A 20,346-nucleotide genomic window follows, 5' to 3' on the forward strand; every position below is an offset into this window, starting at 1 on the left:
TGTGAGTTGCTGACGCCGGCATCACGAACCGGCGTCGGTTATTTCCATGCTTCTTGTAGGCGTCTTGCAGGTTTAGTGCACCAGCATGCCGGTGAACCAGTAGGCCTGAGCCAGGGTGATCAGGCCGACAATCGTTGCAAAGAATAGGCTGTGCTTGAGGGTGAAGCGGAACAGATCCGATTCCTTGCCCACCAGGCCGGTCGCTGCGCAGGCCACGGCGATCGATTGTGGTGAGATCATCTTGCCGGTCACGCCGCCGCTGGTGTTCGCCGCTACCAGCAAGGTGTCGTTGACGCCGATTTGATGCGCAGTGGTCGCCTGCAACGAACTGAACAGGGCGTTCGAAGAGGTATCCGAACCGGTGAGGAACACGCCCAACCAACCAAGGAATGGCGAGAAGAACGGGAACGCCGCGCCCGTGCCGGCCAATACCAGGGCCATGGTCGAAGACATGCCGGAGTAGTTGGTGACGAAGGCAAACGCCAGCACCATGCCGATCGACAGGATTGGCCAGCGCAGTTCGTAGAAGGTCTCTTTCAAAGTGGTAAGACCAGTTTTGAAATTGATCTTCAGCACCAGCATCGAGATCAGCGCAGAGAAGAAAATAGCGGTGCCGGTCGCGGAAATCGGATCAAGTTTGAACACCGCCGGAATTGCTGTTGGAGCGGCCACGATCGGTGCGGTTTTGATCACCAGTTGATCAAGGTGCGGAATCGCGAAGTTGAACACCCAGCTGTACATCGAGCCGCCGGCGGCGAACATCGCTTTGAAAGGTTTCAACGTCCAGATCGTTACCAGCACGGTGAGGATCAGGAACGGCGACCAGGCTTTGAAAATTTCCCCGAGACTGTAAGGCGACGCCACGGTCGTACGCTTCTGGCCGAAGCCACCGACGCTGGCGGTGATTGCAGCACTGGATGTGGCGCCAGCGATCTGCGCACCTGCTGTGCGTTTCGGCTGCCAGACTTTCAGGAACAGGGTCAGGGAGATCAGGCTCGCTAGCGCCGAAGTGATGTCCGGCAGCTCTGGGCCGATGAAGTTCGAGGTGAAGTATTGAGTGATGGCGAAGCTCAGGCCGGCAACCAGTGCCGCGGGCCAGGTTTCGCGCACGCCACGCAGACCATCCATCATGAACACCAGCCAGAACGGCACGAACAGCGACAGCAGCGGCAACTGGCGACCGGTCATGGCGCCGATTTTGAATGCATCGATGCCGGTCACCTGGCCTGCGACGATGATCGGAATTCCCAGTGCGCCGAACGCAACCGGTGCGGTGTTGGCGATCAGGCACAGGCCGGCGGCGTACAGCGGGTTGAAGCCCAGCCCGACAAGAAGTGCGGCAGTAATCGCCACCGGAGCGCCGAAACCGGCGGCACCTTCCAGGAACGCACCGAAGCAGAAACCGATCAGCAGCACTTGCAGGCGCTGGTCGTCAGTAATTGATAACACCGAGCTGCGAATGACCTCGAACTGACCACTTTTCACCGTCAGTTTGTAGAGGAACACCGCTGCGACAATGATCCAGGCAATCGGCCACAGACCGTAGGCGAAACCATAACCGGCGGCGGCGAAAGCCATGTCGACCGGCATCTGAAACGCGAAGATCGCCACGGCAATCGACAGGGCGAGGGTAATGCTGCCGGCCACATGGCCTTTGAGGCGGAACACCGCCAGCGCGAGGAAAAAGAACACGATGGGAATGACGGCCGCGAGTGCGGACACGCCGAGACTGCCGAGCGGGCTGTAGAGCTGTTGCCAGGTTTGCATATGGGGTGGCCCCTAATTGTTGTTGGTCAGGCACTGTCAGCGTTCTTGGATAATTGGTAAGACCAATTTACAATCGCTGTTGGCTAGGGTAAAAGCCTTGATGTCGGTGTGTCAATTTGCCGCGCTAAAACTTTTGTCGAACAAGCGGTGCAGAGCGCATCTGATCCGGTTTCGGCAAGTGGCGTCTGGTAGGTGTCGACAAGGCGCCGATAGGCCAGAATAGAGAGCCCGGCGAGCGGTCGGGATCGTGGAGAAATGAGTTATGGGGTTTGATCAGATTCGGCAACGCCGTTTGTCTGACGATATTGTCGAGCGACTCGAGGGGATGATCCTTGAGGGCACGCTGAAGTCCGGCGAACGACTTCCGGCGGAGCGCACGCTGGCTGAACAATTTGGCGTATCACGGCCGTCGCTGCGTGAAGCGATCCAGAAACTGGCGGCGAAAGGCCTGCTGGTCAGCCGGCAGGGCGGCGGCAATTACGTGGTCGAGAGTCTGGGCTCAACGTTCAGCGATCCGCTGCTGCAATTGCTCGAAAGCAACCCCGAGGCACAGCGTGATTTGCTCGAATTTCGCCACACCCTGGAGGCATCGTGCGCCTATTACGCAGCATTGCGTGCGACGGATGTTGATCGCGAGCGGCTGACGGCGGCGTTCGAAGAGTTGCAGGATTGTTATTCACGCCATGACGAAGTGAGTCGGGCGGAGGAGGGCGCGGCGGATGCGAAATTTCATCTGGCGATTGCTGAAGCCAGCCATAACGCGGTGTTGCTGCACACCATTCGCGGGCTGTTCGATCTTCTTAAGCGCAACGTCGTCACCAACATCGGCGGCATGTACAAGCAGCGCACGGAAACCCGCGACATGCTGATTACCCAGCATCGGGAATTGTATCTGGCGATTATTGAAGGTCGTGCGGAGCAGGCTAGAGAAGTCTCCAGCCGACATATTTTGTATGTGCAGGAAGTGCTGGAAGAGGTGCGGCAGGAAGTTCAGCGCATGGCTCGAGCGGAGCGGCGCAAGGGGATGTGATCAGTTATTTCTGTGTTGATGATGCAATAGCTTTCGCGAGCAGGCTCGCTCCCACAATTGGAATGCATTCCAAGGTGGGAGCGAGCCTGCTCGCGAATACGCTCTAAAGGCAGAAGAAATTAATCTTCCTTGCCCTTGTTGCGCACGGCACGCTGCAGTTCACGACCGGCATCGCGCTCGCGTTCGGTATCACGCTTGTCGTATTCCTTTTTGCCCTTGCCCAGAGCGATCTCGCACTTGACCATGTGCTTGCTCCAGTACCAGGACAGGCAGACGCAGGCGTAACCCTTTTGCTGCACCATCGCTGCAAGCTTTTCCAGCTCGCGGCGGTTGAGCAGCAGTTTGCGTGTGCGCACCGGGTCGGCGATGACGTGGGTGCTTGCGGTCATCAGAGGCGTGATGTGGCTACCCAGCAGCCACGCTTCGCCATCCTTGAGCAGGACATAGCTGTCAACCAGCTGTAGCTTGCTTGCCCGCAGACTTTTTACTTCCCAGCCGGCCAGGACCAGACCAGCCTCGAACTTGTGCTCGATGAAGTAATCGTGTCGCGCCTTTTTGTTCTGCGCGATGGTCCCTGTTGGGTGTTTCTTCTGTTTAGCCATAGGGGCGGCATTATATGGAGATAAACGGCTGTCGGCTACGGTGATGCTGCGTGCTTGAGCAGGTTGAGTGAATCCCGGACAATGCGGCCTCTTTTTCTAACGCTTGGGCGTGATAAACGATGTCGACAGACAAGGTTTCTGTCCACGGCAGTTGGGCTAGCCGCTGGGTATTCATACTCGCCGCGACCGGTTCGGCCGTGGGACTGGGTAGTATCTGGAAGTTCCCCTACATGGTCGGGGTCTACGGCGGCGGTGCGTTTGTACTGATGTTTCTGGCGTGCATCGCGCTGATCGGCATCCCGGTCATGCTCGCTGAAACCCTGATCGGCCGGCGTGCCCGGCAAAGTCCGGCGAACGCCTTGAAGGTGCTGGCGCTGGAAGCCGGGCACTCGGGCAAATGGTCGTGGGGAGCGTTTGCCGGGATGATCACGGCGTTGCTGATCCTGTCTTTCTATAGCGTGGTTGGCGGTTGGTCGCTGGACTACATCGTCGACATGGGCCGCGGTGATTTCCAGGGCGCGACGGCCGATCAGGTCGGCGCTTATTTCGGCAATGTCATCTCCAATCCATGGCGCCTGACACTTTGGCATACGATTTTCATGCTGTTGTCGGCCTTCGTCATCGCCAAAGGCGTGGTCGCCGGGCTTGAGCGCAGCCTGCGCATCATGATGCCGCTGCTGTTCGTGATGATCCTGGTGCTGCTGGGTTACAGCATGACCACCGGGCATTTCATGGAGGGCGTGCATTTCATGTTCGACTTCCACCCGGAAAAAGTTCTCGACGGCCTGTTGCCAGCGATGGGGCACGCGTTCTTCTCGCTGAGCGTTGGTGTCGGCTCGATCATGATCTACGGCGCTTACATGCCGAAGAGTTCGTCGTTGTCGGGCACGGTTGTCGGTGTAGCACTGCTGGATACCTTTGTGTCGCTGGTCGCCGGTCTGGCCTTATTCCCGATTGTGTTTGCCGGAGGCCTGAATCCTAGCGAAGGGCCTGGCCTGATGTTCGTCAGTCTGCCATTTGCCTTTGGTAATGTGGCTTTCGGTCAGTTGATGGGCGTGGTGTTCTTTGTGCTGGTGGCGATTGCGGCATGGAGTTCTGCGATTTCGTTGCTCGAGCCGATGGTTGCCTATCTGGTTGAGCGCACGAAAGTCAGTCGCGCGTGGGTGACTTTCTGGCTGGCGTTCATCTGCTGGTTCGTCGGTCTGGGCACGGTGTTCTCCTTCAATATCTGGAAGGAAGCCAAATTTTTCGTGAACGAAGGCGGGATGTTCCACCTCTACCAATGGGGTGCGCAGGGTGGTCTGGACTTCTTTGGCGTGATCGATTTCTTCACCTCGCGGATCATGTTGCCGCTCGGTGGCCTGTGTTTTGTGCTGTTTGCCGGATGGGTGATGGGGCGTGAAGCGGTACGCGACGAACTGTCGATCCGTAACCCGGCGCTGTTTGCCCTGTCTTTGTTCTTGATGCGCTACGTGGCGCCCATCGGCATTCTTGTAGTGTTTGCCGCTCAGCTCTGGAAGTAACGCTTACATGACGACACATATTCAACGATCAGCGCTGCTGCCGTACCCGGCGCAATTTCTCTATGACCTCGTCAACGACGTGGCGCGTTACCCGGAATTTCTGCCGTGGTGCTCTTCGGCTGAGGTGCTGGAAAGCTCGCCGGAGCATATGCGCGCCAGTGTTGGCGTGGCCAAGGGCGGTCTCAGTCAACATTTTGTGACGCGCAATACGCTGGTGCCGGGGCAGTCGATCGAAATGAACCTGGAAGAAGGGCCGTTCAATCAACTGCACGGCGTCTGGGTGTTCAAGGTGTTGAACGAGAAGGCCTGCAAGATCAGCCTGGATCTGTCGTTCGACTATGCCGGGCCGCTGGTGCGCGCGACGTTGGGGCCGCTGTTCAATCAGGCCGCGAATACGCTGGTGGACGCGTTCTGTCAGCGCGCCAAGCAGATGCATGGTTGAGTCAGTGATCGAGATAGAGGTGGTATACGCGGCTGTGGATCGTCAGGTTTTACGCGCTGTCAGCGTAAAAGAAGGCGCGACGGTGCGGGCTGCGGTGTTTGCATCGGGTATTGATAGCGAGTTTCCTGAGCTGAATCTGGCGGAGTGCCCGCTGGGCATCTTTGGAAAAGTAGTCTCTGACCCGGATTCGCGGGTGATTCAGGCGGGAGATCGCATCGAGATTTATCGCCCGTTGCTCGCCGATCCTAAAGAGGTTCGACGCTTGCGAGCGGCCAAGGCTGCCGAAGCCAAGGCTCGAAACGCGTAAAAAGCCAAATCTCAGACAATAAAAAACCCGGAATTTCCGGGTTTTTTATTGCGTCGCAAATTATTGCGGCGAGGTGTCCAGGGGCTCTGGCGTTGGAACCGGAACGGTTTCCACACCATCGACGTCCTTCTGGATCTGATCCAGCAAGGAACCTGGCTTGACCGGTTTTTCCGGTTCTGGCTTCTCGGCGTTTTCAGCAGGAGCGGTCACAGAAGTGCCACTGTCCTTGCCGAGAATGGCTTCGTCACGGCTGACGCCCGGCATAAAGTCACCGGACAGGCTGACAAGCTGGTCGTTTGAGTTGAAAATAACGCTGACGCGTTCCTGTTGGCGTTCACCGCCACCCGGTTGCAGGCTGTACAGATAATCCCAGCGATCGGCATGGAACGTGTCGGTCAGCAGGGGGTTACCCATGATAAACCGTACTTGCGGCCGGGTCATTCCCGGGCGTAACTGGTCTATCATATCCTGCGTGACGACATTGCCCTGCTGGATGTCGATTTTGTAAACCCCGGGGAATGAACAACCGGCGAGTGCGAGCAGTCCCACAAAGGTGAAACTGGTTAGCAAGAGCTTGGTGTTTTGCATCGGTGGGCGACTTCCACTATCTTGGCTGGGACAACGTAAACGCCGATCATACCCGCATTAAGAGAAGCTGCGAAGCAGCATCGCGAGAAAGCTGACCATGGTTGAAAATAGCGAACTACGCAAAGCCGGCCTTAAAGTGACCCTGCCACGGGTCAAGATCCTGCAAATGCTCGACTCCACCGAGCAGCGTCACATGAGTGCCGAGGACGTCTACAAGGCGTTGATGGAAGCTGGCGAGGACGTCGGTCTGGCCACGGTTTACCGTGTTCTGACCCAGTTCGAAGCGGCTGGCCTCGTGGTCCGTCACAACTTCGACGGCGGCCACGCGGTCTTCGAGCTGGCTGATGGCGGTCACCACGACCATATGGTCGATGTGGAGACCGGTGAGGTTGTCGAATTCGTTAGCCCGGAAATCGAAAAACTCCAGAAGGCAATTGCCGAGGAGCACGGTGTCGAGTTGGTGGATCACAACCTGGTGCTGTACATCCGCAAGAAAAAGTAAGCATGTCGCGCGAATTTCAGATTCGCGAAACGAACGAAGGCGACCCCAGGGTCGCCTTCGTGCTTTCTGTCGTTCTCAAACCTTCGCGGTAATGACCATCTTCTTCGCGTGGGCGAGTGATTCCTTGGTTAGATCGATACCACCAAGCATCCGCGCAACTTCTTCTATGCGATCGTTCTTGCTCAGTTTGGATACGGCAGTGTGCGTAGCCTGTTCGCCGCGCACCTTGTGCACAAACAGATGCTGATGGCCTTGCGCCGCGACTTGCGGCAAGTGCGTCACCGTCAATACTTGTCCGCGCTCACCGAGTCGACGCAACAATTGGCCGACAATTTCAGCGGTCGGGCCACCGATACCAACGTCGACTTCGTCAAAAACCAGCGTTGGAACGCGGGACGTCTGCGCGGTAATCACCTGAATCGCCAGGCTGATCCGCGACAGTTCACCGCCGGAAGCGACTTTCGCGAGCGCCTTTAGAGGCTGGCCCGGGTTAGCGCTGACGAGCAACTCGACCTGCTCCAGTCCATTGGGCAGCAACTCGTCGCTACTGTTGGCCTTCAATTCGATAGTGAATCGACCGCCAGGCATGCCCAGTCGCTGAATCTCCTGTTCAACCGCGCTGGCGAGACTGCCAGCAGCCTGGTGGCGGAGATCGCTCAGTTCCCGAGCCTTTTCTTGATAGTGCCGGGCATAGGAGCCCAGCTCTTCACCCAAGCGCTCAATGGATTCGTCATTTGCGTTGAGGGTTTCGATTTCATCCAGCAACTTTTGCTGCATTTCTGCGACTTCTGTCGGTTGAATCCGGTGTTTGCGCGCCAGGGTATAGATAGCGTCGAGGCGTTCTTCCAGATACTGCAGACGCGCCGGATCGGCATCGAAGTTATCGAGGAAACGATTGAGTTCGCCGACGGCCTCTTCGACCTGAATCTGCGCGCTGGTCAGCAGGCTGCTGGCCTCACCCAGTGCGCCAACCGAGTTATTCACGCTCGACAGGCGATTGAGGCTCGCGGTCAGCGCGTTCAAGACATTGCCGGAATCGCTTTCACTGCATTGCTCGACCACTTGCCGGCAAATGCCCAGCAAGGTCTCAGCGTTGGTCAGGTTTTTGTGTTCCTGCTCCAACTGCTCAAGCTCGTTATCGCCGAGGCCGAGGTTTTCCAGCTCTTCGAGCTGGTAGCTGAGCAGTTGATGGCGCGCGCGTTGTTCGTCGCCGGAATTGGAGAGGCGCTCCAGCTCCTGGCGGGTCTGGCGCCAGCGCTGGGCGGCGAGGTGCACCTGGCGCGCCAGATCGGTGGCACCGGCGTATTCATCCAGCAAGCGCCGATGGGTATCGGTTTTCAGCAGGGACTGGTGTTCGTGCTGGCTGTGGATATCTATCAACAATTCGCCGAGTGCTTTCAGATCGCCAAGCGGGCAGGGTGTGCCGTTGATATAGCCGCGCGAACGACCTTCGCTGGTAATGACGCGGCGCAGGATGCACGGCCCGTCGATGTCCAGATCGCGCTCGGCCAGCCAGGCGCTGGCTTCGGGAATGTCGACCAGATCGAAAGTCGCGAGAATGTCGGCCTTGTCAGCGCCGGGGCGAACCACGCCACTGTCGGCGCGATCGCCGAGCGTCAGGCCCAACGCGTCGAGCATGATCGACTTGCCGGCGCCGGTTTCCCCTGTGATCACGCTCATCCCGCGATCAAGTTCGAGATCGAGATGTTCAACGATGGCGTAGTTGTGTACGGACAGGTGCACCAGCATAACGGCCGCTCCCAGGCTTTAGGTCTGGTTATTTATACAGTGTTTTGTTTCTGGCTGACAATGCCTGCCCTTAGCTCGATTTGCTTGAACTGAAAATGTTCTTAGTGCATCGGGGAATGAGAATGCGGCACTTTTTTGTAGGGTTAATGCTTGAAGACCCTTGAAGCCTGATTTTGCGGCCCCATATATCGGGGCAGAAGCGCGAGTCAGGCTCGCGGACGAAATTGAAAGGAGAATTCTATGGCTGACGAACAGACAGTAGATACGCAAAACCCAGAAGCCAATCAGGCGCCCGAAGGTTCGGGTGATGACCTGGCGACCCGTGTACAAGTGCTCGAAGAGCAATTGGCCGCCGCGCAGGATCAGTCTCTGCGTGTAGCTGCCGATCTGCAGAATGTCCGTCGTCGGGCCGAGCAGGACGTCGAAAAGGCGCACAAGTTTGCCCTGGAAAAATTTGCCAGTGACCTGCTGCCGATCGTCGACAGCCTGGAGCGCGGCCTTGAGCTGTCGAACCCGGACGACGAAAGCATCCGTCCGATGCGCGAAGGCATCGAGCTGACGCTGAAAATGTTCCATGACACCCTCAAGCGTTATCAGCTTGAGGCGATCGATCCGCATGGCGAACCGTTCAACGCCGTTCACCACCAGGCGATGGCCATGCAGGAAAGCGCCGACGTAGAACCGAACAGTGTTCTGAAGGTGTTTCAGAAAGGCTACCAGCTCAACGGTCGCCTGTTGCGCCCGGCCATGGTTGTGGTCAGCAAGGCGCCTGCGCCAATTTCGCCTTCGATTGACGAGAAGGCTTGAAATTAGCCGCAAGGCCCCCATTTAGAAGTCAAGCGTTTAAGTATTACCGCAGTTAGCCACCACTGCTGCGGCAACAAAATCAAAAGTTTCGGGAGAGTTAACATGGGCAAAATTATCGGTATCGACCTGGGGACCACCAACTCCTGCGTCTCCGTGCTGGAAAACGGCAAAGCAAAAGTTATCGAAAACGCTGAAGGCGCGCGTACCACGCCGTCGATCATCGCTTACGCCAACGATGGCGAAATCCTCGTAGGTCAGTCGGCCAAGCGTCAGGCCGTGACCAACCCGCACAACACTCTGTACGCAGTAAAGCGTCTGATCGGTCGTCGTTTTGACGAAGAAGTTGTGCAGAAAGACATCCAGATGGTCCCTTACAAGATCGTCAAGGCTGACAACAACGACGCCTGGGTAGAAGTGAACGGCCAGAAAATGGCACCGCCACAAATCTCGGCTGAAATTCTGAAGAAAATGAAGAAAACCGCCGAAGACTACCTCGGCGAGCCAGTGACCGAAGCGGTGATCACCGTTCCGGCCTACTTTAACGACAGCCAGCGTCAGGCGACCAAAGACGCCGGCCGCATCGCCGGTCTGGACGTAAAACGTATCATCAACGAACCAACCGCAGCTGCTCTGGCTTACGGTATGGACAAGGCCAAGGGCGATCACACCGTGATCGTTTATGACCTGGGTGGCGGTACGTTCGACGTTTCCGTTATCGAGATCGCTGAAGTTGATGGCGAGCATCAGTTCGAAGTACTGGCGACCAACGGTGACACGTTCCTCGGCGGTGAAGACTTTGACATTCGTCTGATCGACTACCTCGTCGACGAATTCAAGAAAGAAAGCGGCATGAACCTCAAAGGTGACCCGCTGGCCATGCAGCGCCTGAAAGAAGCCGCTGAGAAAGCCAAGATCGAGCTGTCGTCCGCTCAGTCGACCGACGTCAACCTGCCGTACATCACTGCAGACGCAACCGGTCCTAAGCACCTGAACGTGAAGATCTCGCGTGCCAAGCTCGAAGCACTGGTTGAAGACCTGGTTCAGCGCACCATCGAACCTTGCCGCATCGCCATGAAAGACGCCGGTCTGGATGTTGGCGCGATCAACGACGTGATTCTGGTCGGTGGTCAGACCCGTATGCCGCTGGTACAGAAGCTGGTTACTGATTTCTTCGGTAAAGAAGCGCGTAAAGACGTTAACCCGGACGAAGCTGTTGCCATGGGTGCTGCGATTCAGGGCGCTGTTCTGGCCGGTGACGTGAAAGACGTTCTGCTGCTCGACGTCAGCCCGCTGACCCTGGGTATCGAAACCATGGGTGGCGTGATGACCGCGCTGATCGAGAAAAACACCACGATTCCTACCAAGAAATCGCAAGTGTTCTCGACTGCCGACGACAACCAGGGCGCTGTGACCATTCACGTGCTGCAGGGCGAGCGTAAGCAAGCCACTCAGAACAAGTCCCTGGGCAAGTTCGACCTGGCCGACATTCCACCTGCTCCACGTGGTGTGCCGCAGATCGAAGTGACCTTCGACATCGATGCTAACGGCATCCTGCACGTTGGTGCGAAAGACAAGGCCACCGGCAAGACTCAGTCGATCGTGATCAAGGCCAACTCCGGTCTGTCCGACGAAGAGATCGAGCGCATGGTGCGTGACGCCGAAGCCAACGCTGAGGAAGACCGCAAGTTCGAAGAACTGGCTGCTGCCCGTAACCAGGGCGACGCACTGGTTCACTCGACGCGCAAAATGATCTCCGACGCGGGCGACAAGGTCACCGCTGAAGAGAAGACTGCGATCGAAGCTGCTGTGGTTGCTCTGGAAGCCGCTGTCAAAGGCGACGACAAGGCTGCTATCGAAGCGAAGGTTGAAGAGCTGTCGAAAGTCTCCGCTCCGGTTGCTCAGAAGATGTATGCCGAACAGGCTCAGCCAGCTGATGGCGCAGCCCCGCAAGGCGAATCGGCTGAGAAGGCTGACGACGTTGTCGATGCAGAGTTCGAAGAAGTCAAAGACCACAAGTAAGTTGTTGGTCGGCCGGTTGACTGCCTTCAGGCAGTGACTGGTAGGATGTCGCCGCGCGGGAGCTAGCTCCCGCGTTGGCGTATCTGGAATACGCGAATTTTTACAGCATGCGACAACGTTCGGATGTTGGCGGTATGGCTGAAGATGCTCCTGCTTTTCACGCCGAAAGTACCGCAGAATCAAAGACCAGGATCGTTGAATTGACGTGAGTTGGGTCCGGGCCTGTATTGGGGCTCAACGAGTTTGGCGATCCTCAGGAGGGGTTTGCCGAACGTCCTCAAGAGTGCAGAAGACTTATGGCAAAGCGTGACTATTACGAAGTGTTGGGTGTTGAGCGTGGCTCAAGCGATGCGGACCTGAAAAAGGCTTACCGTCGTCTGGCGATGAAGCACCACCCGGACCGTAATCCCGATGACAAAGCGTCGGAAGAACTGTTCAAAGAGGCCAATGAGGCCTATGAAGTGCTGTCTGATTCCAGCAAGCGCGCAGCGTACGACCAGTACGGTCATGCCGGCGTCGACCCGAGCATGGGTGGCGGCGGTGCCGGTTTTGGCGGCCAGAACTTCTCGGACATCTTTGGTGATGTCTTCAGTGATTTCTTCGGTGGCGGTCGCGGCGGTTCCCGTGGCGGCGCTCAGCGTGGCAGCGACTTGCGCTACACCCTGGAGCTGAATCTGGAAGAAGCGGTGCGCGGTACGTCGGTGAATATCCGCGTTCCGACACTGGTCAACTGCAAGCCGTGCGATGGTTCGGGTGCCAAGAAGGGCTCCTCGCCATCGACGTGCCCGACCTGTGGTGGCATCGGTCAGGTGCGCATGCAGCAGGGCTTCTTCTCGGTGCAGCAAACCTGCCCGCGTTGCCATGGCCAGGGCAAGATCATTTCCGATCCGTGCGATTCCTGCCACGGTGACGGTCGCGTTGAAGAGTACAAAACCCTGTCGGTCAAAGTGCCGGCCGGCGTCGATACCGGCGACCGCATTCGTCTGTCAGGCGAAGGCGAGGCGGGTTCGCAGGGCGGGCCGACTGGCGACCTGTATGTAGTCATCAACGTGCGCGAGCACGACATCTTCCAGCGTGATGGCAAACATCTGTTCTGCGAAGTGCCGATCAGCTTCGTCGATGCGGCGTTGGGCGGCGAGTTGGAAATTCCGACCCTCGACGGTCGCGTCAAACTGAAAATTCCCGAAGGCACTCAGACTGGCAAGCAGTTCCGTGTACGCGGTAAAGGCGTGGCGCCGGTACGTGGTGGCGGTGCGGGCGACTTGATGTGCCGTGTGGCAGTCGAGACGCCGGTCAATCTGAATCGTCGTCAGCGCGAACTGCTGGAAGAGTTCCGCAGCTCGCTGGCGGACGACAACAGTCACTCGCCGAAAACCACCGGTTGGTTCGACGGTGTGAAGCGCTTCTTCGGCGATCTGTAAGGAGTCCGCATGCGACGTATAGCTGTGATGGGCGCTGCTGGGCGCATGGGCAAGATTCTGGTCGAGGCCGTGCAGCAGAGCGCGCCGCTGACCGGGTTGACCGCTGCCGTGGTTCGTCCGGGCAGTACGCTGATCGGCGTCGATGCCGGTGAGCTGGCCTCGCTGGGTCGCATCGGCGTGCCTTTGTCCGGTCATATCGAGGCCGTGGCTGAAGAGTTCGACGTGTTGATCGACTTCACCCTGCCGGAAGTGATGCTGAAAAATCTGGCGTTCTGCCGCAAGGCAGGCAAAGCGATGGTTATCGGTACCACTGGCCTCGACGCTGGGCAGAAACAGTTGCTGGCCGAGGCGGGCAAGGATATTCCGATCGTGTTCGCGGCCAACTTCAGTGTCGGCGTCAATCTGTCGCTGAAATTGCTCGATATGGCGGCGCGTGTGCTGGGTGATGAAGCGGACATCGAAATTATCGAAGCTCATCACCGTCACAAGATCGATGCACCGTCGGGTACGGCGTTGCGCATGGGTGAAGTGATTGCCGGTGCGCTGGATCGTGATCTGCAGAAGGTTGCTGTTTACGGTCGAGAAGGTCACACCGGCGCTCGTGAGCGTGAAACCATCGGCTTCGCCACCGTGCGTGGTGGTGATGTGGTGGGTGATCACACCGTGCTGTTCGCCTGTGAAGGTGAGCGTCTGGAGATCACGCACAAGGCTTCGAGTCGCATGACTTTTGCCAAGGGCGCGGTACGTGCTGCGTTGTGGCTGGATGGTCGCGAGCCGGGTCTGTATGACATGCAAGACGTGCTCGACCTGCGTTGATACACTGCTGAACCCGGCGCAAACGCCCTGTTTGCGCTGGTTTTTCTCCGCTTGGCGACGACCTGTCGCATTCTCCGGCCTTTTAGGCTCTTTAGCGGTGGACCAAAAAAGCCTTTTTCTGTAAGCTACAGCTTTAGTGTGTCCACTAAAAGCGCGCAGAATAATTCAGTGAAGAAGCGGGGTGACGTGTCCATACGTCACTCCGCTTTTTTACAACCTGCGATCGCCCTTTCATGCGTTATTTACGGGAGGTCTTCTTGACTAAGCCAGCCATACTTGCCCTTGCTGATGGCAGCATTTTTCGCGGCGAAGCCATTGGTGCCGACGGTCAAACCGTTGGTGAGGTGGTGTTCAACACCGCAATGACCGGCTATCAGGAAATCCTTACCGATCCTTCCTACGCCCAACAGATCGTTACCCTGACTTACCCGCACATCGGCAACACCGGCACCACGCCGGAAGATGCCGAGTCCGACCGCGTCTGGTCCGCTGGCCTGGTCATCCGCGACCTGCCGCTGGTAGCGAGCAACTGGCGTAACACGATGTCCCTGTCCGACTACCTGAAAGCCAACAACGTTGTGGCAATCGCCGGTATCGACACCCGTCGCCTGACCCGTATCCTGCGTGAAAAAGGCGCTCAGAACGGCTGCATCATGGCCGGCGACAACATCTCCGAAGAAGCGGCTATCGCCGCTGCGCAAGGCTTCCCGGGCCTGAAGGGCATGGACCTGGCGAAAGTTGTCAGCACCAAGACCCAATACGAATGGCGCTCGACTGTCTGGGATCTGAAGACCGACAGCCACGCGACCATCGACGCTTCCGAGCTGCCTTACCACGTGGTTGCCTACGACTACGGCGTCAAGGTCAACATCCTGCGCATGCTGGTCGAGCGCGGCTGCCGCGTCACCGTGGTGCCGGCTCAGACCCCGGCCGCTGATGTGCTGGCACTGAAGCCGGACGGCGTGTTCCTGTCCAACGGCCCTGGTGATCCGGAGCCATGCGACTACGCGATCAAGGCGATCAAGGAAGTCCTGGAAACCGAGATTCCGGTATTCGGCATCTGCCTCGGTCACCAACTGCTGGCTCTGGCCTCCGGCGCCAAGACCCTGAAAATGGGCCATGGCCACCACGGTGCCAACCACCCGGTGCAGGATCTGGACACTGGCGTCGTGATGATCACCAGCCAGAACCACGGTTTCGCGGTGGACGAAGAAACCCTGCCAGCCAACGTGCGTGCGATCCACAAGTCGCTGTTCGACGGCACCCTGCAAGGCATTGAGCGCACCGACAAGAGCGCGTTCAGCTTCCAGGGCCACCCTGAAGCGAGCCCGGGCCCGAACGATGTTGCGCCACTGTTCGACCGCTTCATCAACGAGATGGCCAAGCGACGCTAAGCGTTCGCCTTGAGACTGTAGAGAGAAGCCCTCGAGGGCGGCCCCGACACCGGCGGCCCCTTCGGGACTTCAGAAATCGATCAAGACGGCTTGCCGACTGACCTGCGGATTTGAGTGACAAACCCATGCCAAAACGTACAGACATTAAAAGCATCCTGATTCTCGGCGCTGGCCCGATCGTTATCGGCCAGGCCTGCGAATTCGACTACTCCGGCGCCCAGGCCTGCAAAGCCCTGCGCGAAGAGGGTTACCGCGTCATCCTGGTGAACTCCAACCCGGCCACCATCATGACCGACCCGGACATGGCCGACGCCACCTACATCGAACCGATCAAGTGGCAGACCGTTGCCAAGATCATCGAAAAAGAACGTCCGGACGCTGTGCTGCCAACCATGGGCGGCCAGACCGCTCTGAACTGCGCCCTGGACCTGGAGCGCGAAGGCGTTCTGGAGAAATTCGGCGTAGAAATGATCGGCGCCAACGCCGACACCATCGACAAGGCTGAAGACCGTTCGCGTTTCGACAAGGCGATGAAATCCATCGGCCTGGCGTGCCCGCGTTCCGGTATCGCCCACAGCATGGAAGAGGCCAACGCGGTTCTCGAAACCCTCGGCTTCCCGTGCATCATCCGTCCGTCCTTCACCATGGGCGGCACCGGTGGCGGTATCGCTTACAACCGTGAAGAGTTCGAAGAAATCTGCGCCCGTGGTCTGGATCTGTCGCCGACCAAAGAGCTGCTGATCGACGAATCGCTGATCGGCTGGAAAGAATATGAAATGGAAGTTGTCCGCGACAAAAAGGACAACTGCATCATCGTTTGCTCGATCGAAAACTTCGACCCGATGGGCGTGCACACCGGTGACTCGATCACCGTTGCTCCAGCGCAAACCCTGACCGACAAGGAATACCAGATCCTGCGTAACGCCTCCCTGGCGGTACTGCGCGAGATCGGCGTCGAGACTGGCGGCTCCAACGTTCAATTCGGTATCTGCCCGAACACTGGCCGCATGGTCGTGATCGAGATGAACCCGCGCGTATCGCGTTCCTCGGCCCTGGCTTCGAAAGCCACCGGTTTCCCGATTGCAAAAGTCGCGGCCAAACTGGCTGTGGGCTACACCCTCGACGAACTGTCGAACGACATCACCGGCGGCAAGACTCCGGCGTCCTTCGAGCCGTCGATCGACTACGTTGTGACCAAGCTGCCGCGCTTTGCCTTCGAGAAATTCGCCAAGGCTGACGCGCGACTGACCACTCAGATGAAGTCGGTTGGTGAAGTCATGGCCATCGGCCGTACCTTCCAGGAATCCCTGCAGAAAGCTCTGCGCGGTCTGGAAGTCGGCGTTTGCGGTCTGGACGAGAAGCTCGACCTGAGCAACCCGGAAAGCATGAGCGTGCTCAAGCGCGAACTGACCGTGCCGGGCGCCGAGCGTATCTGGTACGTGGCAGACGCTTTCCGCGCCGGCATGACCGTCGAAGAAATCTTCGGCATGAACATGATCGACCCTTGGTTCCTGGTACAGATCGAAGATCTGATCAAGGACGAAGAGAAGGTCAAGACCCTCGGTCTGTCCGCGATCGACCGCGACGTGATGTACAAGCTCAAGCGCAAAGGCTTCTCCGATCAGCGTCTGGCCAAGCTGCTGGGTGTGACCGAGAAGAACCTGCGCACGCACCGTCACAAGCTGGAAGTGTTCCCGGTTTACAAGCGCGTTGACACCTGCGCCGCCGAGTTCGCCACCGACACCGCATACCTCTACTCGACTTACGAGGAAGAGTGCGAAGCCGCGCCTTCGGGCCGCGACAAAATCATGATTCTGGGTGGCGGTCCGAACCGTATCGGCCAGGGCATCGAGTTCGACTACTGCTGCGTGCACGCCGCCCTCGCTCTGCGCGAAGACGGCTACGAAACGATCATGGTCAACTGCAACCCGGAAACCGTTTCCACTGACTACGACACTTCCGACCGTCTGTACTTCGAATCGGTAACCCTCGAAGACGTGCTGGAAATCTGCCGCGTCGAGAAGCCGAAAGGCGTGATCGTCCAGTACGGTGGTCAGACTCCGCTGAAACTGGCGCGTGCGCTGGAAGCGGCTGGCGTGCCAATCATCGGCACCAGCCCTGACGCTATCGACCGTGCCGAAGACCGTGAGCGCTTCCAGCAAATGGTTGAGCGCCTGAACCTGCGTCAGCCGCCAAATGCCACCGTGCGCAGCGAAGACGAAGCGATTCGTGCCGCCAGCAAGATCGGCTACCCGCTGGTAGTGCGCCCATCCTATGTCCTGGGTGGTCGCGCGATGGAAATCGTTTACGAAGAAGAAGAGCTCAAGCGCTACCTGCGTGACGCGGTGAAAGTGTCCAACGACAGCCCGGTGCTGCTCGACCACTTCCTCAACTGCGCCATCGAGATGGACGTGGATGCGGTCTGCGACGGCAAAGACGTGGTGATCGGCGCGATCATGCAGCACATCGAACAGGCTGGCGTTCACTCCGGTGACTCCGCTTGCTCGCTGCCGCCGTACTCGCTGCCGGCGCACATCCAGGACGAGATGCGCGAGCAGGTCAAGAAAATGGCTCTGGAACTGGGCGTTGTCGGCCTGATGAACGTGCAGTTGGCTTTGCAGGGCGAAGACATCTACGTCATCGAAGTCAACCCGCGCGCTTCGCGTACCGTACCGTTCGTGTCGAAGTGCATCGGTGTCTCCCTGGCCATGATCGCTGCCCGCGTGATGGCCGGTAAGACCCTGAAAGAAATTGGCTTCACCAAAGAAATCATCCCGAACTTCTACAGCGTGAAAGAGGCGGTGTTCCCGTTCGCCAAATTCCCTGGCGTTGACCCGATCCTCGGCCCAGAGATGAAGTCGACCGGTGAAGTGATGGGCGTCGGCGACACCTTCGGTGAAGCATTCGCCAAAGCCCAGATGGGCGCCAGCGAAGTGCTGCCGACCGGCGGTACTGCGTTCATCAGCGTTCGCGACGATGACAAGCCTCTGGTTGCAGGCGTGGCCCGCGATCTGATCAACTTGGGTTTCGAAGTGGTTGCCACTGCCGGTACTGCCAAGCTGATCGAAGCCGCAGGCCTGAAAGTGCGCCGTGTGAACAAGGTGACCGAGGGTCGTCCGCACGTGGTCGACATGATCAAGAATGACGAAGTCACCCTGATCATCAACACCACCGAAGGTCGTCAGTCGATCGCTGATTCGTACTCCATTCGTCGTAATGCCTTGCAGCACAAGATTTACTGCACCACCACCATTGCTGCTGGCGAAGCTATCTGTGAAGCGCTGAAGTTCGGTCCGGAAAAGACCGTGCGTCGCTTGCAGGATCTACACGCAGGATTGAAGGCATGATCAAATACCCAATGACTGTCCAGGGCGCTAAAGCCCTGGAAGAAGAACACGCTCACCTGACCAAGGTCGTTCGTCCGAAGCTCAGCCAGGACATCGGTACGGCCCGCGAGTTGGGTGACTTGAAAGAAAACGCTGAATACCATGCCGCACGCGAACAGCAGGGCATGGTCGAAGCGCGGATTCGTGATATCGAAGGCCGGATTCAGAATCAGGTCATCATTGACGTCACGTCGATTCCGCACACCGGCAAAGTGATTTTCGGTACTACCGTCGAAATCGCCAACGTCGAGACCGATGAAAGCGTCACCTACCACATCGTGGGTGAGGATGAGGCTGACTTCAAACTCGGCAAGATTTCGGTTGGCTCGCCTTTGGCCCGTGCCTTGATCGGCAAGGAAGAGGGCGATGTGGTCGCCGTGAAAACGCCGAGCGGCGTGATCGAGTACGAGATTGTCGAAGTCCGTCACATCTGAAAAAGGGCGCCCGCTGCATGCGGGCGCCATGCTTTGGCAGCTGACCCAGATGCTTTGGGTCGGCGGTCTATGGCTGATACATCTCGGTTTGCAGCCGGCGCTGGGCCAGATTGGCCTGGCACCGTTGCTGATCGATGAAGTCGCCAGTGCATTTGAAGTGCTGGTGGTAGGTTTTGCCGCCGCATGCGTTATTTTTCAGGCTTTGGTGCTGGTACAGGCCGAGGGCCTTGCCAGTCTATGGCGAGATTTTCGTGGGCAGGTGCTGTTGATGGCTTTGTATGCGTGTGCGATGTTTGTCGCAGTGCGTGTCGGCTGGCCGGATGCGCAGCGCTGGCAGGTGTTCAGTTATCTGGTTCTGGGGTTTTCCGGGCTGGTGCTGGTAATGCAGCCGGTGCCAGGATGGAGTGGCAGGGTGCGCGAAGCACACCCTTGACCCTTGTCATCACTTGAAGCGATGAACGTTCGACAGTTGCTTGTTGACGCTGAAGTTCTTGCGGTAAATCAGTGCCATCTTGCCGATGACCTGCACCAGGTCCGCTTTGCCAACCTTGCACAGCTCTGCGATGTGCGCGAGGCGCGATTCGCGATCGAGGATGTTGAGCTTGATTTTGATCAGCTCGTGATCCGCCAAAGCGCGTTCAAGTTCGGCTAAAACACCTTCAGTCAAACCGTTGTCAGCTACCGTCAAAACTGGTTTGAGGTGGTGGCCAATGGATTTGTACTGTTTCTTCTGCTCTGGAGTGAGCGGCATAATCTGACCCTTTCGTCTGGATTCTGTAAAATGGCGGCCATTTTACCCGAGGGCTCGTGGATCCGCCCAATTAATCACGACCCTTATCAACGAGGTGCCCAATGGCGCGTTCCAAGACAAGCCTTGGTTGGCTGAAAAGACATGTCAACGATCCCTATGTGAAACAAGCGCAGAAGGATGGCTACCGCTCGCGTGCGAGTTACAAACTTCTGGAAATCCAGGAGAAATACAAGCTGATCCGCCCTGGCATGAGCGTTGTCGATCTAGGTGCAGCGCCCGGGGGCTGGTCGCAGGTCACCAGCCGCCTGATCGGCGGTCAGGGCCGTTTGATCGCTTCGGACATTCTGGAAATGGACAGTATTCCTGACGTGACCTTCATTCATGGAGACTTCACCGAGGACGAAGTGCTCGGGCGAATCCTTGAGGCTGTGGGTAATTCGCAGGTGGACCTTGTGATTTCCGATATGGCCCCCAATATGAGTGGTACGCCTGAAGTGGATATGCCGAAGGCCATGTTCCTGTGCGAGCTGGCACTTGATCTGGCGGAGCGGATCCTCAAGCCAGGTGGCAATTTTGTGATCAAGATTTTTCAGGGTGAAGGATTTGATGTTTACCTGAAGGACGCTCGCAAGAAGTTCGACAAGATCCAGATGATCAAGCCGGACTCCTCTCGTGGCACCTCTCGCGAGCAATACATGCTGGCTTGGGGTTATCGCGGGCGTAGTGAGTAAAACGAGGTTTTTGTGCGGGGTGATAGGTTTTTAGTATTTCGCCCGGCTAGCATTAACGAATATTGTGTAGAAAGTGT

The 20,346-nt window shown here is 57.8% G+C and carries 19 protein-coding genes; 14 read left to right on the forward strand and 5 right to left on the reverse strand.

What is annotated here, in order from left to right:
• Positions 1–72 precede the first annotated feature (72 nt).
• A complete protein-coding gene (locus CQ009_RS07475; protein ID WP_034154408.1) occupies positions 73–1,767 on the reverse strand; it encodes a lactate permease LctP family transporter in 1,695 nt (564 codons plus the stop codon).
• Positions 1,768–2,029: 262 nt separating this feature from the next.
• Between CQ009_RS07475 and CQ009_RS07480 the strand changes: the two genes are divergently transcribed.
• Entirely contained in the window at positions 2,030–2,797 is a 768-nt protein-coding gene (locus CQ009_RS07480; protein WP_007915207.1) for an FCD domain-containing protein, read from the forward strand.
• Positions 2,798–2,916: 119 nt separating this feature from the next.
• Here CQ009_RS07480 and smpB read toward each other — a convergent pair whose 3' ends face one another.
• Entirely contained in the window at positions 2,917–3,399 is a 483-nt protein-coding gene (smpB, locus tag CQ009_RS07485; RefSeq protein ID WP_008088297.1) for an SsrA-binding protein SmpB, read from the reverse strand.
• A 119-nt stretch (positions 3,400–3,518) separates the two neighbouring features.
• Here smpB and CQ009_RS07490 point away from each other — a divergent pair, with 119 nt between their 5' ends.
• Genes CQ009_RS07490 through CQ009_RS07500 form a run of 3 tightly spaced genes read left to right on the forward strand, consistent with a single transcriptional unit; the run spans position 3,519 to position 5,671 of the window.
• Entirely contained in the window at positions 3,519–4,922 is a 1,404-nt protein-coding gene (locus CQ009_RS07490) for a sodium-dependent transporter (protein WP_064387871.1), read from the forward strand.
• A gap of 7 nt (positions 4,923–4,929) precedes the next feature.
• Entirely contained in the window at positions 4,930–5,364 is a 435-nt protein-coding gene (locus CQ009_RS07495; RefSeq protein WP_016986510.1) for a type II toxin-antitoxin system RatA family toxin, read from the forward strand.
• On the forward strand, positions 5,357–5,671 hold the full coding sequence (locus CQ009_RS07500; RefSeq protein ID WP_105705390.1) for an RnfH family protein: 315 nt from the start codon (positions 5,357–5,359) through the stop codon (positions 5,669–5,671). Before CQ009_RS07495 ends, CQ009_RS07500 begins: the two co-directional genes overlap by 8 nt.
• 60 nt (positions 5,672–5,731) lie before the next feature.
• Here CQ009_RS07500 and CQ009_RS07505 read toward each other — a convergent pair whose 3' ends face one another.
• Positions 5,732–6,259 (reverse strand): outer membrane protein assembly factor BamE, encoded by a 528-nt coding sequence (locus tag CQ009_RS07505; protein WP_064387873.1) that lies wholly within the window; start codon positions 6,257–6,259, stop codon positions 5,732–5,734.
• 97 nt (positions 6,260–6,356) lie between these two features.
• Between CQ009_RS07505 and fur the strand changes: the two genes are divergently transcribed.
• Complete coding sequence (fur, locus tag CQ009_RS07510) at positions 6,357–6,761, forward strand: ferric iron uptake transcriptional regulator (RefSeq protein WP_064387874.1); 405 nt, start codon at positions 6,357–6,359, stop codon at positions 6,759–6,761.
• 75 nt (positions 6,762–6,836) lie between these two features.
• On the opposite strand, the gene recN is transcribed toward fur, so the two are convergent.
• The gene (gene recN / locus CQ009_RS07515) at positions 6,837–8,510 is read right to left on the reverse strand and encodes a DNA repair protein RecN (protein ID WP_105705392.1); all 1,674 of its coding nucleotides are present in this window, start codon (positions 8,508–8,510) and stop codon (positions 6,837–6,839) included.
• Between the two features lie 240 nt (positions 8,511–8,750).
• Here recN and grpE point away from each other — a divergent pair, with 240 nt between their 5' ends.
• From grpE to CQ009_RS07555, 8 genes are all read left to right on the forward strand, one after another.
• On the forward strand, positions 8,751–9,317 hold the full coding sequence (gene grpE, locus CQ009_RS07520) for a nucleotide exchange factor GrpE (protein ID WP_064387876.1): 567 nt from the start codon (positions 8,751–8,753) through the stop codon (positions 9,315–9,317).
• A 102-nt stretch (positions 9,318–9,419) separates the two neighbouring features.
• The gene (gene dnaK, locus CQ009_RS07525) at positions 9,420–11,336 is read left to right on the forward strand and encodes a molecular chaperone DnaK (protein ID WP_008088314.1); all 1,917 of its coding nucleotides are present in this window, start codon (positions 9,420–9,422) and stop codon (positions 11,334–11,336) included.
• A 296-nt stretch (positions 11,337–11,632) separates the two neighbouring features.
• Positions 11,633–12,757 (forward strand): molecular chaperone DnaJ, encoded by a 1,125-nt coding sequence (gene dnaJ, locus CQ009_RS07530; protein ID WP_105705395.1) that lies wholly within the window; start codon positions 11,633–11,635, stop codon positions 12,755–12,757.
• Between the two features lie 9 nt (positions 12,758–12,766).
• Complete coding sequence (gene dapB / locus CQ009_RS07535; RefSeq protein ID WP_105705397.1) at positions 12,767–13,573, forward strand: 4-hydroxy-tetrahydrodipicolinate reductase; 807 nt, start codon at positions 12,767–12,769, stop codon at positions 13,571–13,573.
• A gap of 257 nt (positions 13,574–13,830) precedes the next feature.
• Positions 13,831–14,967: a glutamine-hydrolyzing carbamoyl-phosphate synthase small subunit gene (gene carA, locus CQ009_RS07540; protein ID WP_007915228.1), complete on the forward strand. Its 1,137-nt coding sequence runs from the start codon at positions 13,831–13,833 to the stop codon at positions 14,965–14,967.
• Positions 14,968–15,092: 125 nt separating this feature from the next.
• A complete protein-coding gene (carB, locus tag CQ009_RS07545) occupies positions 15,093–18,314 on the forward strand; it encodes a carbamoyl-phosphate synthase large subunit (RefSeq protein ID WP_105705399.1) in 3,222 nt (1,073 codons plus the stop codon).
• Positions 18,311–18,787: a transcription elongation factor GreA gene (gene greA / locus CQ009_RS07550; RefSeq protein WP_064119469.1), complete on the forward strand. Its 477-nt coding sequence runs from the start codon at positions 18,311–18,313 to the stop codon at positions 18,785–18,787. The genes carB and greA overlap by 4 nt, the downstream gene beginning before the upstream one ends.
• A 28-nt stretch (positions 18,788–18,815) precedes the next feature.
• Positions 18,816–19,220, forward strand: a complete 405-nt coding sequence (locus CQ009_RS07555; protein WP_105705402.1) for an MFS transporter — start codon at positions 18,816–18,818, stop codon at positions 19,218–19,220.
• 9 nt (positions 19,221–19,229) lie between these two features.
• On the opposite strand, the gene CQ009_RS07560 is transcribed toward CQ009_RS07555, so the two are convergent.
• Complete coding sequence (locus CQ009_RS07560) at positions 19,230–19,538, reverse strand: YhbY family RNA-binding protein (protein WP_007915235.1); 309 nt, start codon at positions 19,536–19,538, stop codon at positions 19,230–19,232.
• 101 nt (positions 19,539–19,639) lie between these two features.
• Between CQ009_RS07560 and rlmE the strand changes: the two genes are divergently transcribed.
• Positions 19,640–20,269 carry a 23S rRNA (uridine(2552)-2'-O)-methyltransferase RlmE gene (gene rlmE / locus CQ009_RS07565; protein WP_105705404.1) on the forward strand — a complete coding sequence of 210 codons (630 nt, stop codon included), beginning with the start codon at positions 19,640–19,642 and terminating at the stop codon, positions 20,267–20,269.
• Positions 20,270–20,346 lie beyond the last annotated feature (77 nt).

It is taken from the genome of Pseudomonas sp. MYb2 (genome assembly GCF_002979955.1).
Classification (GTDB): Bacteria; Pseudomonadota; Gammaproteobacteria; order Pseudomonadales; family Pseudomonadaceae; genus Aquipseudomonas.